Origin of the sequence: Agrococcus sp. BE272 (assembly GCF_031457935.1) — a bacterium.
Classification (GTDB): Bacteria; Actinomycetota; Actinomycetes; order Actinomycetales; family Microbacteriaceae; genus Agrococcus; species Agrococcus sediminis.
In genome coordinates this window covers 101999-116216 of record NZ_JAVDXL010000004.1, presented here as the reverse complement: position 1 = coordinate 116216, position 14218 = coordinate 101999, and the positions used below count along the sequence as shown (strand labels likewise).

The following is a 14218-nucleotide window of genomic DNA, read 5'->3' as shown; positions in this document are numbered from 1 at the left end:
TCCGGGCGCGCACTGTGTTGAGACAGTAGTGAAGGCCACCTGCGAGAGCAGGTGGCCTTCGTGGTCTCTCGGCGCCAAGCGCGCGCCGACGACTCAGGCGCTCGGCGGGGCCACGTGATCGGCTAGGGTCCGCATCGCGTCCGCGCCGGCCAGATCGCCGGGCAGCAGCGGGACCTCCACGACGGGGATGCCACCGAGCGCCGAGCGGAGCCGCGCCAGCTGCTGCTCTTCCTGCTCGCGCCGCGCTGCCAGCAGCGCGCCCGCGTCGGCGGGCGAGCGGCGGTTCACGATGATCGCGGCGGGATCGATTCCGAGCGCCGCGAGCTGGTCGACGACGTCGACCGATTCGGCGACGGGCAGCCGCTCGGCGACCGTGACGACGATGAACGACGTCTGCGCCGCATCCGTCACGACGCTGCGCATGTGCGCGAAGCGATCGCGGCGAGCGACGAGCGTGCGCCGCAGCTCGGCATCGGCGGTCGGCTCCTCGTCCTTGACGCCCACGATGCCTTGCGCGGCGGCGGCGAAGCGGTCGGACCGATCGCGACTGGCGAGCAGCGTGGCGGTCCAGCTGCCGAGCTGCTCGGGGAGCGCGAGCAGGCGCAGGGTGTGACCCGACGGCGCGGTGTCGAAGATGACGAGGTCGTGCGTCTCCTGGCTGCTCGAGACGAGCTCCGCGACGCGCTCGAGCACGGCCGACTCGTGGCTCCCTGGCGCCGACCTCGCCTGGTCGAGGTGCTGCTGGGCCGAGGCGTGGAGGCGCTCGGGCAGCAGGCGCCGCATGGTGGCCCCGACCGCGGCGAAGTGCCGGTCGATGGTCGACTGCGGATCGACCTCGAGCGCATCCACCCATCCGTGGTCGGTCGTGAGCACGCGCACCGGCTCGTCCGAGAGCTCGCGATCCCAGACGTGCCCGAGGTTGTGGGCCGGATCGGTGGAGACGAGCAGCACACGACCGCCGTCGCGGGCGCGCGCCACCGCGAGCGCGGCCGAGACCGAGGTCTTGCCGACCCCGCCCTTGCCGCCGACGAAGAGGATGCGTCGGGAGCGCGCGATGGCTAGCAGCATGCGATGTGGTCCAACGGGGATCGGGGGATGCCGACGCGTCGGTGCCAGGCGTGGAAGTCGTCCCAGACGGCCGGCAGCAGCTCGGCAGAGTAGTAGGCGGCCGGGTCGGGCACGCCGAGCGCCTCGCCGAGGACGACGATCATGAACAGGTCGTCCTCGTCGCGCTGCTCGCGGAGGAAGGTGCGGCGGTAGGGGCCGACGTAGAACTCGTGCAGGCCCTCGCGCAGCGCGGCCCAGCGCCGAGAGCGGTGCTCCCGGCGCTGGGCCCCGCGGCGTGCGGGGATCACGTGCTCAGACGCGCTCTCGCTCGGCGACGAGCTGGGCGTCCTCGTGCTCGTGCTCCGGCGGCTCCTTCATCGCGCGGCGCATCGCGAGCACGGCCTCGATGCCGACCCAGACGCTCGCGACGATGATGACGACGTCGAGCGCGAACAGCAGCCAGTCGGCGTTGCCCGGTGCCGCGAAGCTCGTGAGCTGCTCGATCGCCGCCCAGAACGACAGCACGAAGACGAGCGTGAGCGGGATGAGCGCCGGCCACGGGTTGCGCCGCTTGCGGATGAGCATGACGGCGATGATCGACAGGGTGAGGGATGCGAGGAGCTGGTTCGTCGTGCCGAAGAGCGGCCAGATGCGCAGGCCGCCCTCGCCGCCGAGCCCCTGCGAGAAGGTGAGGCCGAGACCCACCACGACGACGACGAGCGTCGCCGGGACCTTCGTGATCCTGACCCTGAACGCATCCCCGATCTCCTGCACGACGAAGCGCAGCAGGCGCATGCCCGTGTCCATCGTGGTCGCGGCGAAGAGCACCGCCATGGTGGCGAGCACGGTCGCGCTCAGCGACGCGGGCAGGCCGAGGCCGTTCTCCATCAGGGCGCCGCCGCCCTGCACGAAGGCCGTGACGCCGCCGGCGCCGAACTCGCTGTAGATCGACTCCCACTCGGCAGCCGACTGGAAGCCGCCGATCACGGCCAGGATCGTGCCGAGCGACAGCATGCCCTCGCCGACGGCTCCGAAGTAGCCGACGAAGCGAGCATCCGTCTCCTTGTCGATCTGCTTCGACGTCGTGCCCGAGGAGACCATGCCGTGGAAGCCCGAGATGGCGCCGCACGCGATCGTGACGAAGAGCAGCGGCACCATGCTCGGGGTGCCCTCCGGCAGGGCGGTGTTGATCATCGGGGCGACGATGTCGGGCGGGTTCGCCGAGAAGAGCGCGCCGATCAGCACGGCGCCGAAGAGCAGGATGAGCCCGACGAAGAGCTGCACCCCGTTGATGTAGTCGCGCGGCTGCAGCAGCACCCAGACCGGCAGCAGCGAGGCGATCGCGCCATAGATGAACAGGGCGAGGATCCAGAAGGTGGCGGGCGTCATGCCGAGGAACGACTCGGGCAGCACGACCGGGACGCTGTCGCCGACGACGATGAGCGCATACAGGGCGACGACGCCGACGATCGTGACGGGGATGAGCGGCCAGCGCATGCGGTAGACGGCCACGCCGACGAGCAGGGCGACGACGATCGCGCCCCACGTGGGGATGACGGCCGTGGGGGTGCTGATGAGCAGGTTCTTGATGACGACCGCGAAGGCGGCGATCACCATGAGCAGCAGCAGGAAGATCACGACGAGGAACAGGTTGGCGCCGCGCTTGCCGATGTAGCGGCCGGAGAGCGCGCCGATCGACTTGCCCTTGTTGCGCAGTGACGCCCACAGCGCGCCGAGGTCGTGCATGCCGGCGAAGAAGACGGTGCCGAGCGTGACCCACAGGAGGGCGGGCAGCCAGCCCCAGATGACGGCGATCGCCGGACCGACGATCGGCGCGGCACCTGCGACCGAGGTGAAGTGGTGGCCCCACAGGATGAACTTGCTCGTCGGGACGTAGTCGACGCCGTCGTTGAGGTCGTGGGCCGGGGTCTTGAACCCGGAGTCGAGCTGGAAGACCCGTCTCGCGAGGTACTTGGAGTAGATGAGGTAGCCGCCGGCGAACATCGCCAGGCCGATCACCATGAGCACAAGGGAACCCATCGGGTCTGTCCTTCCGTCGCGCGCCGTTGCGGGATGACGTCCGGCGCACTGGACGCCGCACGCTCACGACCTTAGTGGAATCCAGGGGTTCGCCCAGGATCTGCGCATCACGTCGAGTTCCGGGCGCAACGCACCGCGGCCGCGGACCGACCCGGAGGTCGGCCCGCGGCCGCGGTGTGGGAGGGCTGCCTAGAGGCTGCCGCCGCCCATGATGATGAAGTCGTCGTCGCCCATGATGATGAAGTCGTCATCGCCGCCGCGAAGCGTCACGAGCAGGTGGGTGGGAAGCTGCTTGAAGTACACAGACGCTCCTTGCTTCTGTTGGTTGACCCCGTCACCTCTAGTTGTAGCCGGTACGCGGGAGAGTTGCTACTGCTGAATGTAGGGCATTCCGAGGGATTCTCGGAAGATTCGTTCCCTAGCTCTGCAGGGTGGCGGACTCCAGCTGGATCTCGACGCCGGCGAGCGCCTGCGAGACGGGGCAGCCCGACTTCGCCTCCTCGGCGATGCGGGCGAACTCCTCCTGGTCGATGCCGGGCACCACGCCGGTCACCGACAGCACGCTCGTGGTGATGCCCTTGCCGGGCTCGAACGACACCTTCGCGCTCGTCTGCAGCGACTCCGGGGCGTGGCCGGCCTCGTCGAGCGCGTGCGAGAACGCCATGGCGTAGCAGCTCGCGTGGGCCGCCGCGATGAACTCCTCCGGCGTCGTCGCGCCGCCCTCCTCGGCCCGCGCCTTCCAGGTCACGTCGAAGGTCGACCCGGTGCCGAGCGTGGTCGTGCCCGACCCGCTGCTCAGGGCGCCGCTCCAGCTGGTGCTCGCGTTCGAGGTGATGGCCATGGGATGTCCTCCTTGCGTTCGCGTGCCCGCGGTGCGCGGGCCGACGCCCTCAGGCTACGCACCGCATCCGACCGTCCACTGCGCGCGTGCTTGGATGGAGCCATGACTGAGAAGCCCGAGATCGAGGCCCCCGAGGGCCCTGCACCCACTGAGCTCGAGATCACCGACATCACCGTTGGCGGCGGTGAGGAGGCGGTGGCCGGCAAGCAGGTCAGCGTCCACTACGTCGGCGTCACCCACTCCGGCGGCGAGGAGTTCGACGCCTCCTACAACCGCGGCGCGCCGCTCGAGTTCCCGCTCGGCGTCGGCATGGTCATCAAGGGCTGGGAGCAGGGCATCGAGGGCATGCGCGTCGGCGGACGCCGCCGCCTCGTCATCCCGCCGCACCTGGCCTACGGCGAGCGCGGCGCCGGCGGCGTCATCGGCCCGAACGAGACGCTGATCTTCGTCTGCGACCTCGTCGCCGTCAAGTAACGACACCGCACTGACGCAGGAGGAGGCCCCGAGCGGGCCTCCTCCTTCGGCGTCTGCGCGGGCGGCCGGGCGTCGACCGGTCAGGTGGCCGCTCAGCCGGACTATCCGGTCGGCCGCGCACCTGACCGGTTGACGGACGAGGGCTCGGAGCGGCGGGCGGCAGCAGGCGGCCGGCTCAGACCGCCTTGCCCGGGTTCAGGATGCCGGCCGGGTCGAACGCCGCCTTCACCGCACGCTGCAGCGCCAGCTGCCGCTCGCCCAGCTCGTCGACGAGCCACCGGCGCTTCAGGATGCCGACGCCGTGCTCGCCCGTGAGCGTGCCGCCCATCGCGATCGCCGCCTCGAAGACCTCGTCGGCGCACGCCCAGATGGCGGGCGACGGCTCGGGGCCGTCGAAGACGAAGGTCGGGTGCAGGTTGCCGTCGCCCGCGTGGGCGGTGGTCGCGAGCCGCACGCCGTGCCGCGCGGCCGCCTCGTCGCATGCGCGGAACATGTCGGCGAGCCGCGACCGCGGCACCGAGACGTCCTCGACGAGCACGGTGCCGAACGACTCGAGCGCCCAGTGCACCTGCCTGCGCACCTGCACCAGCACATCCGCCCGGCCCGGGTCGTCGGTGCGCTCGACGCGCCCGCCGTGGGCGGCGAGGATCTGCGCGACCGTCTCGGAGCTCGCCTCGGCGCCCAGGTCGTCGGTCTGCACGAGCACGAACGCGCCGTGCATCGGCTGCCCGGAGTAGGCGGCGAGCATCGTCACCGCGTCGCGGCCGACGAACTCCATGATGGCGGGGCGGATGCGCGCGGCCGTGACCGCGGTGCACGCGGCGGCGGCGATGGCCTCGTCCTCGAAGAACGCGCCGACCGTCCAGATGCCGCCCTCGACGAGCGGCCGCAGCTTGAGCGTGGCGCCGACGATGATGCCGAGCGTGCCCTCGGAGCCGATCAGCAGCGCCGTCAGGTCGAGGCCGGTGACGCCCTTCACCGTGCGGTGGCCGGTCGTGATGAGGCTGCCGTCGGCGAGCACGACGTCGAGCGCGAGCACCCACTCGCGCGTGACGCCGTACTTCGCGCACAGCAGGCCCCCGGCGTTGGTGGCGATGTTGCCGCCGACGGTCGAGATGGCGCGGCTGGCCGGGTCGGGCGGCCACCACAGGCCGTGGGCGGCGAGCAGGTCGTTCAGCTCGGCGTTGCGGATGCCCGGTTCGACCACGCAGGACTGGTCGACGAGGGAGACGTGCAGCAGGCTGCGCATCCGGTCGACCGAGACGACCAGCTCGCCCGAGCCGGCGATCGCGCCGCCCGCGAGCCCGGTGCCGGCCGCGCGCGGCACGACCGCGACGCCGTGCTCGCTCGCCCAGCGCATCGCCGCCTGCACGTGCTCGACCGACTCCGCCTCGACGATCGCGAGCGGCGCGGCCGCCGAGCGGTGGCCCGACTTGTCGGCGCGCGCGACGTCGAGCGCCGCCGGGTCGGTGACCAGCACGTGGTCGGGCAGCGCCGCCCGCAGCGCCTCGAGGCTCACTTGCGCACCAGGCCGTCGACGAGCTGCCACGCGCCGGGCGTGCCGGCGAAGCGCACCGAGTGGGCGTTGTCGGGCGTGCGGGTCTCGAGGCCGGTGACGTGGTCGGTGAACGCGCGGATGAATGTGCCGTGCGTGACGATCACGAGCGCCTCGACCGGGTTGGCGGCGGCGACGTCGTCGATCGCGGCGACGGCGCGCCGCTGCAGGTCGTCGAAGTCCTCCTCGCCGGGCCAGTCGGTGCCGAAGCGCTCGACCGCCTGCTCCTTCGTGAGGCCCTCCGCCTGGCCGTAGGCGCGCTCGATGAGGCTCGGGTAGCGGCCGCACACCTCGAGCCCCAGCGCGGCGGCGATGATGTCGGCGGTGACGGCCGCGCGCTCGAGCGGCGACGAGACGACCGCGTCCCAGTGCTCGCCCGCGAGCAGCCGAGCGGCGGTGTGCGCCTGGGCGATGCCCGTCTCGTTGAGCGGGATGTCGCTCGAGCCCTGCAGGCGCCCGTCGCGGTTGAAGTCGGTCTGGCCGTGACGGACGAGGGCGATCTGCATGCTCCGAGCCTACGGCGGCGCCGATCCGCCCCATCCACAGCCTCACATCCCGGGCGCCTCGCGCGTTGGCAGGGTATGAGAGGAATGCGGCCATGACCCACACCATCATCGACAGCCCCATCGGCAGCCTCACGCTCGTGCGCGGCGACGAGGGGCTCACCGGCATCTTCATGCCCGACCACCGGCCGGTGCCCGACGAGACGGCCTTCGGCGACCGCGATGACGCGGCCTTCGCCGACGCGGCGCAGCAGCTCGCCGAGTACTGGGCGGGGGAGCGCACCGCCTTCGACCTGCCGCTCGCGCCGGTCGGCACGCCGTTCCAGCAGCGCGTCTGGCAGGCGCTGCGCGAGATCCCGTACGGCGAGACCCGCACGTACGGCTGGATCGCCGAGCGCATCGGGCAGCCCACCGCCGTGCGCGCGGTCGGCCTCGCGAACGGCCGCAACCCCTGCTCGATCGTCGTGCCGTGCCACCGGGTCGTCGGCTCGAGCGGGGCGCTCACCGGCTACGCCGGCGGGGTCGAGCGCAAGCGGTTCCTGCTCGACCTCGAGCGCGGCGACGGGCTCGCGGGCGCCGGGCTAGATTCGGTCGCGTGACCCGTGCGCCGTTCGAGACGATCGTCGCCGCGCACGGCGCGCGGGTGTGGCGGGTGTGCCGGGCGCTGCTCGACGAGCCCGACGCCGACGACGCCTGGAGCGACACGTTCCTCGCGGCGCTCGAGGCCTACCCCCGGCTGCGGCACGACACGAGCATCGAGGGCTGGCTCGTGACCATCGCGCACCGCAAGGCCATCGACGTGCTGCGCCGGCGCGCGCGGCTCGTCGTCGGCGAGGTGCCCGAGCGGCCCGCGCCGCCCGAGGGCCGCGACCTCGACCTGGCCCGCGCGCTCTCGCTGCTGCCCACCCGGCAGCGCGAGGCGGTCGTGCTGCACCACCTCGGCGGGCTGCCGTTCGCCGAGGTGGCGGCCGTGCTCGAGTCGTCGACGGATGCGGTGCGGCGCGCCTCGTCCGACGGCGTGCGGCGCCTGCGCGCACTGATGGGCGGCGACCATGGCTGACCTGCCCGGCGCGCTCCCCGCGCCCCCGCTCGACGCGCTGCGCGCGCGGCTCGCCGAGCGCGCGGCGGCGGCGGGGCTCCTCGACGTCGCCTACCGCTCGCTCGACACGGCGCTCGGCACGCTGCTCGTCGCCGCGACGCCCGCGGGGCTCGTGTCGGTCACCTTCGACGGCGCCCATCCCGAGCAGACCCTCGACCGGCTCGCGGCCGAGCTCAGCCCGCGCGTGCTCGAGGCCCCCGCCAGGCTCGACGACGCGGCTCGCCGGCTCGAGCGGCTCATCGCCGGCCGCGCGCGGGCCTTCGACGGCCCGCTCGACCTCTCGCTCGCGCGCGGCTTCGGCCGCGAGGTCGTCGAGCGGCTGCGCGAGATCCCCTACGGGGAGACCCGCTCGTACGCCGAGGTCGCGGCGGCCGTCGGCTCGCCGCGGGCGGTGCGCGCGGTCGGCACGGCCTGCCGGCGCAACCCGCTGCCGATCGCGATTCCCTGCCACCGAGTGGTGCGCAGCGACGGCTCGCTCGGCCAGTACGCGGGCGGGGCCGAGGCCAAGCGCCTGCTGCTGGGCGTCGAGGCCGCCCGGCGCGGGTAGCGTGAATCCATGCCTGCCACCGAGCTCCTCGCCGTCATCGAGCGCGACGGCTTCGTCGAATCAGAGCACCGCGGGGTCGCCGTGCTCGTCGACCCCGACGGCCGCGTCCTCGAGGCCCACGGTCCCGTCGACCGCCCGTTCCTCGCCCGCAGCGCGCTCAAGCCGCTCTTCGCGGCCGCGCTCCTCGACGCCGGCCTGATCGAGCTCGAGCCCGCCCACGCGGCGCTCGCGAGCGCGAGCCACTGGGCCGACGACGAGCACGTGACGACCGCGCAGGCGATGGCGGCCGCGCACGGCGTCGACGAGGAGGCGCTCCGCTGCCCGCCGATGAAGGCGCCCGATGGCACGCAGCGGCGCTTCGCCCACATGTGCGTCGGCAAGCACATCGCGATGGCAGCCTCGGCCCGCGCCATGGGTGCGCCCGAGGAGTACTGGGCCGACGACCACCCCATCGAGGCCGTGCTCCGGTCGAGCCTCGCCGAGGTGACGGGCGAGCCGATCAGCGGCTTCGCGCACGACGGCTGCGGCGCGCTCGTCTTCCCGACGACCCCCGTCGGCCTCGCGCGGGCGTTCCGCCGCCTCGCGCCCGACGGCACCGGCGGCCACCGCGCGGTCGGCGACGCGATGCGCGCGCATCCGACCCTCATCGACGGCGCGGGCCGCCCCGACGCGGTCGTGATCGCGGCGACCGGATGCGCGACGAAGTTCGGCGCGGAGGGCACGCAGGCGATCGTGGCCCCCGACGGCACCACGGCGGTCGTGAAGTCGGCCGACGGCGCGCGCCGCCCCGGTGCCCCGGTGGCGCTCGCGCTGCTCGAGCGCGCGGGAGCGATCCCGGCGGGCACCCTCGAGTTGCTCGCGGAGCCGCTCGGCCTGATCCAGAAGAGCGCCGACGAGCCGGTCGGGCGCCTCAGCGTCGTGGTCTGACCGCGGCAGCCGGCCGCCCGCGCGGCGCGCCGGCGAGCAGCGCGGCCGTCTCGAGCGAGAGGGCGATGAGCGGGCCGTGCGGGTAGTAGCCGGTGGCGAGCACACCCGCCACGAGCACCACGAGCGTGACCGCCAGCAGCGCCCTGGCCCACCGTCGCCAGCCCCGCGCGCTCACCGCGGCGAGCACGCCGGCCAGGCCGATGACGACCAGCAGCGGCCCCTCCGCGCCCCAGAGCACGTGGAGCGGCGCCGTGGGAGGGGTGCTGAGATAGCTGATCGGGGTGACGATCGCGCCGAGCAGGATGGTGACGGCGAAGGCTGTTCCGCCCCAGCGGGCGCGCCGAAGATCGGGTAGCAGCGCCGCGCCGATCGCGAGGAACGACACGCCCGTGAGCGCGCCGAAGACGACGTAGGGGTCGTCCACGGCACCCCGCAGCGCCCGCCACGGCTCGAGGCGGCTGAGCGCCGAGACCCACGGGGCGCCCCAGTCGGCCGCGGTCAGCGGCAGCAGCAGCAGCGCCCACAGCCCACCTGCGAGGGAGAGCGCGATGCGCCCGCGCCGGATGGGGGCGGCGAGCTCGGGCGGCGGCGTCGGCGCGGCCCGCGTCCGGGTGGTCACGCGCCATGCCTAGCAGGGGACGCCGCGCGCGGGAAGAGGTGACCGCGGCGCCGCTCCGTCCCTAGGCGACGAGCGCCGGCGCCTCCGCGTCCATCCTCGCCGCGCACGCCGCGGCGAACGCGCCGAAGCCGCGCTCGACGACGCCGAGCAGCGTCGGGTCGGTCGCGAGGTGGCGGCGCCACCCGGCCACCGCATCCGGGCTCCGCAGCTGCGAGAGCGTCGGCGAGGCCACGGAGTCCCACAGGCGCATGACCCGGTCGTCGGCCTCGAGGTGGAACTGCATGCCGACGGCCGAGCCGTAGCGGAACGCCTCGTTCTCGACGGTCGCGCTGCGGGCGAGGAGCGTCGCTCCTGGAGGCAGCGACACCACGTCGCTGTTCCAGCGCATCGCGCCGAGCCGGCCGACGTGGGCGCCCAGCCAGGGCTCGGGCTCGAGCACGTCGATGTCGACGATGCCCACCTCGTCGACCGCGCCCTCGCGGTGCTCGGCGCCGAGCGCGCGCCCGAGGATCTGGTGCCCGAGGCACAGGCCGAGCACGGGGACCTCGGCGTCGATCGCTCGGAGCGCCAGGTCGGCCGTCAGCTGCAGCGAGGGGAACGCGTCGACGTCGGCGGCGCTCATCTGCCCGCCGGTGATGACGATGCCCGCGATCTCGTCGAGGGGCGGCAGGGCGGTGGGGAAGACCGCCTCGCGTGTCGGCAGGTGCGACAGCAGCGTGGTCGCGTGGCCGCCCGTCTCGTACTCGATGTGCTTGATGAACAGGACGGAACGCGGCACCTGGGCTCCCTCTCGCTCGGACTAGCCTCAGGATATGACGGTCTTCGCGATGGCCCCCGACGGCGTGCGCATCGCGCTCCACGAGCTCGGCGACCCGGGCGGCGCCCCCGTGCTGCTCATCCACGGGTTCTCGTCGAACGCGCAGCGCAACTGGATCGACACCGGCTGGGGCGACGCGCTCGCCCAGGCGGGGCTCCGCGGGATCGCCATGGACCTCCGCGGCCACGGCGAGAGCGACCGCCCGTCGACCGGCTACGACGTGCCGCGCTTCGTCGACGACGTCGACGCGGTGCTCGAGCAGCTCGCGCTGCCCGAGGCGCCGGGCGCGATCGGCTACTCGATGGGCGCGCGGCTGCTGTGGCGGCACGCGGGCACCCGGCCGCACGCCTTCCGCGCCCTCGTGCTCGGCGGGCTCCCGGCCGGCGACCCCTTCGAGCGCTTCGACGTCGACCTCGCGCATCGCGCCCTCGAGGAGCAGGCCGAGCCGGGTCGCATGGAATCGTTCATCGTCGAGCTCGCGAGCGTCTTCCCCGAGCACGACCCGGCGACGCTCGTCACGCTCGCGGGCGAGGTCTCGGCGACGCTCTTCGACCCCGCCCAGGCGCCGCCGACGGTGCCGACGCTGCTGATGACCGGCGAGAAGGACGACCGCGCGGACGACACCGCCGAGCTGCTGCCGCTGCTGCGCGACGGCCGGTTCGAGGCGATCCCCGGGCGCAACCACATCAACGCGCCGACCTCCGGCACCTTCCGGCGCACCGCATCCGCCTTCCTCGCCGAGCACCTGGCCGGCGGGCGCTGAGGCAGGGAGCAGCGCGATGGCCGACCTCGACGCGGTGGCGGCGCGGCTGACCGCGCTGCTCGAGCGCTACCGCCCCGAGCTCGTCGACGGCGCCATCTACGGCGTGCCCGCGTGGGTGTGGCCGGGCGCGACCGGCCACGACTACTTCGCGGCGCTGAAGCGCAACAGGGCCGACGTCGGCGTCTACCTGATCATCATGGATCGCTACCCGGACGACCTCGCGCTCGCGTCGCCGGCGCTGCAGGCGCGTCGCACCGGCCGCGCCACGCTCTCGTTCCGAGCGCTCGACGACGAGCTCGAGCGCGAGCTCGGGGAGCTGCTCGACCGGCTCATGGTGCGCTATCGCGCCGAGCACGGCGGCTGACGGGCCGGATGCGCCGAGGCCGGCGGGCGGGCCGCCGCCCGGAGACGATGCAGGGCCGGTCGGGTTCTCCCGACCGGCCCCAGTCCCTTGCACCAAGTGAGGCTTGAGCCTCCGCTTCCGCTGATCGCCACAGCACAACGATCAACGTGCGACGAACGTATAACGGATCGGTAACGAGCGCGCCCAGATATCCCTGAGAAATCCCTGTGCCTCGTCGCCCGGGGCCGCCTCAGAAGCGGTCGGGGCTCGGTCCCGAGGCGAGCACCGTCACGTCGGCGTGGCGGTCGAACCGGTAGCCGGCGCCGCGCACGGTGCGGATGATCTCGGCGTAGCCGCCGAGCTTCGCGCGCAGGCGGCGCACGTGCACGTCGATCGTGCGCTCGTTGGGTCGGTCGTCGGCGTCGGCGTCCCACAGCGCGTCGATGATGTCGCAGCGGCCGACCGTCGAGCCCTCGCGCAGCACGATGTGCTGCAGCAGCTCGAACTCGCGGTAGGTGAGCGGCGCGATGTCGTCGCCGATCGCGACGCGCTTGCGCGTCAGGTCGATGACGATGCCCGGGTCGCCCTCCGCCTCGACGGCGGGCTGCTGCACCGCCGGGTCGCCGAGCGCGCGGCGCACGACCTCGACGTCGCGGCCGCCCGCGCCGGCGGGTGCGAGCGCCACGGCGGCGTGCGTCTCGGCGCTCGGCGCGAGGCGCGAGGTGAGGGCGCGCAGCTCGCCGACGAGGCGGGCGAGCTCGATGTGGTCGGCGGCGGCGGCGTCCTCGCCGAGGCCGACGTAGAGCACGAAGCCGCGGGCCTCGGTGCCGTCGGGCACGGCGCGCACGGGTGCGGCGGGCGCCGCGGCGGGAGCGGCGGGAGCGGCGGGGCGGATGCGCGGGGCGGGCGCGGGGACGAAGGCCCGCTCGGGGGCGAGGGCGGCGGTGCCGCTGAAGCGGGGCTGCTGCAGCGACGGGCGGCGAGTGCGGGCGGTGGCGGGGAATGCGGTGATGGTCATGGGAGGGGCCTTCCGGCGTGCGGTCGGCGGCCGCGCCGCCCGACGATGCGGGTACGGCGATGCAGGCCGCCGACTCGAGGAGTCGATCGGTCGTGTGCGAACCGGTGCTGGTTCGGAGGGGACCGCTCTCGTGGGCTGCTCAGGCCCGAGGGTGCGACGGCGTAGGCGTCAGCGACTCCTCATGGAGCGGTCGGACGGTGCGAGCTTCGCTCAAGCACACATTCGACGCATGTCGACCATCGGCATCATCATGCCGTTCGTCCCGTTCGTCGCGAGGACGGACAAGGGGCGGAAGGTGGTCGTCATGCCCGCCAGTATCCCGGGTTCGCTCGCGCGATGTCAAACAGCGCGCGATTGTGACGAAGTGTGACGGCCGGGGCCGCCGGTGCTCGCCGACCGCCGCCGCTCAGCGGCCGCCGGCGCTCAGTGACCGACGGTGCCGTACAGGCGGTCGCCCGCGTCGCCGAGCCCGGGCACGATGAAGCCCTGCTCGTTGAGGCGCTCGTCGAGGGCCCCCAGCACGATCGTCACGTCGTGGCCGTCCATGTCGCGCTCGACGCGCTCGAGGCCCTCCGGCGTGCCGAGCAGGCAGATGGCGGTCACGTCGACGGCGCCGCGGTCGAAGAGGAACTGCATCGCCGCCGACAGCGAGCCGCCGGTCGCGAGCATCGGGTCGAGCACGAAGCACTGCCGGTCCGAGAGGTCGTCGGGCAGCCGCTCGGCGTACGTGTACGGCTCGAGGGTCTCCTCGTTGCGGGCCATGCCGAGGAACCCCACCTCGGCGGTCGGCACGAGCGCCGTCATGCCGTCGAGCATCCCGAGCCCGGCGCGCAGGATCGGCACGACGAGCGGCCGCGGCTCGGCGATCTCGACGCCGGTCGTCGTCGTCACCGGCGTCTGGATCTCCTTGGGCGTCACCCGCACGTTGCGCGTGGCCTCGTAGGCGAGCAGCGTCATCAGCTCGCCGACGAGCGAGCGGAAGGTGGGGGAGGGGGTGCGCGCATCCCGCAGCACGGTCAGCTTGTGGGTGACGAGCGGGTGGTCGGCGACGTGGACTCGCATAGGGTTCAGGGTAGTGGGCGCGCAGCGGGGCGCCCGACCCGGGAGGGCGGAGCATGCGGCCATCGGCGCGCGACGAGGCGCTCATGCGGCTCGCGCTCGAGCAGGCGGCCGCGGCCGAGCGCACCGCCGACGTGCCGGTCGGCGCCGTCGTCGTCGACGCATCCGGCACCGTCGTCGGCACCGGCTGCAACGAGCGCGAGGCGCGCCACGACCCGACCGCGCACGCCGAGGTGGTGGCGCTGCGCGAGGCCGCGACGGCGCTCGGCTCGTGGAGGCTCGACGGATGCGCGCTCGTCGTGACGCTCGAGCCGTGCGTCATGTGCGCGGGCGCGATCCTCGCGAGCCGCGTCGCACGCGTCGTGTTCGGCGCGTGGGACGAGAAGGCCGGCGCCGCCGGCAGCGTCGTCGACGTGCTGCGGGAGCGGCGGCTGCCGCACCGCGTCGAGGTGGTCTCGGGCGTGCTCGCCGACGAGGCCGAGGCGCAGCTGCGCGCCTTCTTCGCCGAGCGCCGCTGAGCGCTGGTATGCCCGCCGGGCGCCGTCGCTCGACCGGCTCCGTGCGGC

18 protein-coding genes are annotated in these 14218 nt (G+C 73.7%); 8 read left to right on the top strand and 10 right to left on the bottom strand.

All coding sequences use genetic code 11. The features are described from left to right. Positions 1-93: 93 nt before the first annotated feature. From J2X49_RS12445 to J2X49_RS12430, 4 genes are all read right to left on the bottom strand, one after another. Entirely contained in the window at positions 94-1068 is a 975-nt protein-coding gene (locus J2X49_RS12445; protein WP_310126837.1) for an ArsA family ATPase, read from the bottom strand. Beyond that, positions 1059-1355, bottom strand: a complete 297-nt coding sequence (locus tag J2X49_RS12440; protein WP_310126835.1) for a cory-CC-star protein — start codon at positions 1353-1355, stop codon at positions 1059-1061. Before J2X49_RS12440 ends, J2X49_RS12445 begins: the two co-directional genes overlap by 10 nt. Before the next feature lie 4 nt (positions 1356-1359). Then, positions 1360-3087 (bottom strand): carbon starvation protein A, encoded by a 1728-nt coding sequence (locus J2X49_RS12435; protein WP_310126832.1) that lies wholly within the window; start codon positions 3085-3087, stop codon positions 1360-1362. Between the two features lie 418 nt (positions 3088-3505). Next, the gene (locus J2X49_RS12430; RefSeq protein WP_310126829.1) at positions 3506-3928 is read right to left on the bottom strand and encodes an OsmC family peroxiredoxin; all 423 of its coding nucleotides are present in this window, start codon (positions 3926-3928) and stop codon (positions 3506-3508) included. A gap of 102 nt (positions 3929-4030) precedes the next feature. On the opposite strand from J2X49_RS12430, the gene J2X49_RS12425 reads away from it, so the two are divergent. Further along, positions 4031-4402: an FKBP-type peptidyl-prolyl cis-trans isomerase gene (locus tag J2X49_RS12425; RefSeq protein WP_246992366.1), complete on the top strand. Its 372-nt coding sequence runs from the start codon at positions 4031-4033 to the stop codon at positions 4400-4402. Positions 4403-4577: 175 nt separating this feature from the next. On the opposite strand, the gene J2X49_RS12420 is transcribed toward J2X49_RS12425, so the two are convergent. Continuing rightward, a complete protein-coding gene (locus J2X49_RS12420; protein ID WP_310126825.1) occupies positions 4578-5921 on the bottom strand; it encodes an FAD-linked oxidase C-terminal domain-containing protein in 1344 nt (447 codons plus the stop codon). After that, on the bottom strand, positions 5918-6463 hold the full coding sequence (locus J2X49_RS12415; protein WP_310126822.1) for a histidine phosphatase family protein: 546 nt from the start codon (positions 6461-6463) through the stop codon (positions 5918-5920). Before J2X49_RS12415 ends, J2X49_RS12420 begins: the two co-directional genes overlap by 4 nt. A 92-nt stretch (positions 6464-6555) precedes the next feature. Between J2X49_RS12415 and J2X49_RS12410 the strand changes: the two genes are divergently transcribed. Genes J2X49_RS12410 through J2X49_RS12395 form a run of 4 tightly spaced genes read left to right on the top strand, consistent with a single transcriptional unit; the run spans position 6556 to position 9033 of the window. Continuing rightward, complete coding sequence (locus tag J2X49_RS12410; protein ID WP_146355239.1) at positions 6556-7059, top strand: methylated-DNA--[protein]-cysteine S-methyltransferase; 504 nt, start codon at positions 6556-6558, stop codon at positions 7057-7059. Beyond that, positions 7056-7520 (top strand): sigma-70 family RNA polymerase sigma factor, encoded by a 465-nt coding sequence (locus J2X49_RS12405; RefSeq protein WP_310126818.1) that lies wholly within the window; start codon positions 7056-7058, stop codon positions 7518-7520. Before J2X49_RS12410 ends, J2X49_RS12405 begins: the two co-directional genes overlap by 4 nt. Beyond that, positions 7513-8106, top strand: coding sequence for a methylated-DNA--[protein]-cysteine S-methyltransferase (locus tag J2X49_RS12400; protein ID WP_310126816.1), 594 nt, complete (start codon positions 7513-7515; stop codon positions 8104-8106). Before J2X49_RS12405 ends, J2X49_RS12400 begins: the two co-directional genes overlap by 8 nt. Positions 8107-8115: 9 nt before the next feature. Then, positions 8116-9033 (top strand): asparaginase, encoded by a 918-nt coding sequence (locus tag J2X49_RS12395; RefSeq protein WP_310126813.1) that lies wholly within the window; start codon positions 8116-8118, stop codon positions 9031-9033. Here J2X49_RS12395 and J2X49_RS12390 read toward each other — a convergent pair. Continuing rightward, on the bottom strand, positions 9017-9652 hold the full coding sequence (locus tag J2X49_RS12390) for a hypothetical protein (protein WP_310126811.1): 636 nt from the start codon (positions 9650-9652) through the stop codon (positions 9017-9019). The two genes, J2X49_RS12395 and J2X49_RS12390, sit on opposite strands and share 17 nt — an antisense overlap. Before the next feature lie 61 nt (positions 9653-9713). Beyond that, positions 9714-10430, bottom strand: coding sequence for a type 1 glutamine amidotransferase (locus J2X49_RS12385; protein ID WP_310126809.1), 717 nt, complete (start codon positions 10428-10430; stop codon positions 9714-9716). A 34-nt stretch (positions 10431-10464) separates the two neighbouring features. On the opposite strand from J2X49_RS12385, the gene J2X49_RS12380 reads away from it, so the two are divergent. Beyond that, positions 10465-11232: an alpha/beta fold hydrolase gene (locus tag J2X49_RS12380; protein WP_128189188.1), complete on the top strand. Its 768-nt coding sequence runs from the start codon at positions 10465-10467 to the stop codon at positions 11230-11232. A gap of 16 nt (positions 11233-11248) precedes the next feature. Continuing rightward, positions 11249-11596: a hypothetical protein gene (locus tag J2X49_RS12375; RefSeq protein WP_310126807.1), complete on the top strand. Its 348-nt coding sequence runs from the start codon at positions 11249-11251 to the stop codon at positions 11594-11596. Positions 11597-11825: 229 nt separating this feature from the next. Here the strand turns inward: J2X49_RS12375 and J2X49_RS12370 are convergent, their stop codons facing one another. After that, a complete protein-coding gene (locus J2X49_RS12370; protein WP_310126804.1) occupies positions 11826-12593 on the bottom strand; it encodes a winged helix-turn-helix domain-containing protein in 768 nt (255 codons plus the stop codon). A gap of 423 nt (positions 12594-13016) precedes the next feature. Then, positions 13017-13655: a uracil phosphoribosyltransferase gene (gene upp / locus J2X49_RS12365; protein WP_146355255.1), complete on the bottom strand. Its 639-nt coding sequence runs from the start codon at positions 13653-13655 to the stop codon at positions 13017-13019. Positions 13656-13708: 53 nt separating this feature from the next. Between upp and tadA the strand changes: the two genes are divergently transcribed. Further along, entirely contained in the window at positions 13709-14170 is a 462-nt protein-coding gene (gene tadA, locus J2X49_RS12360) for a tRNA adenosine(34) deaminase TadA (protein WP_310126800.1), read from the top strand. Positions 14171-14218: the final 48 nt, after the last annotated feature.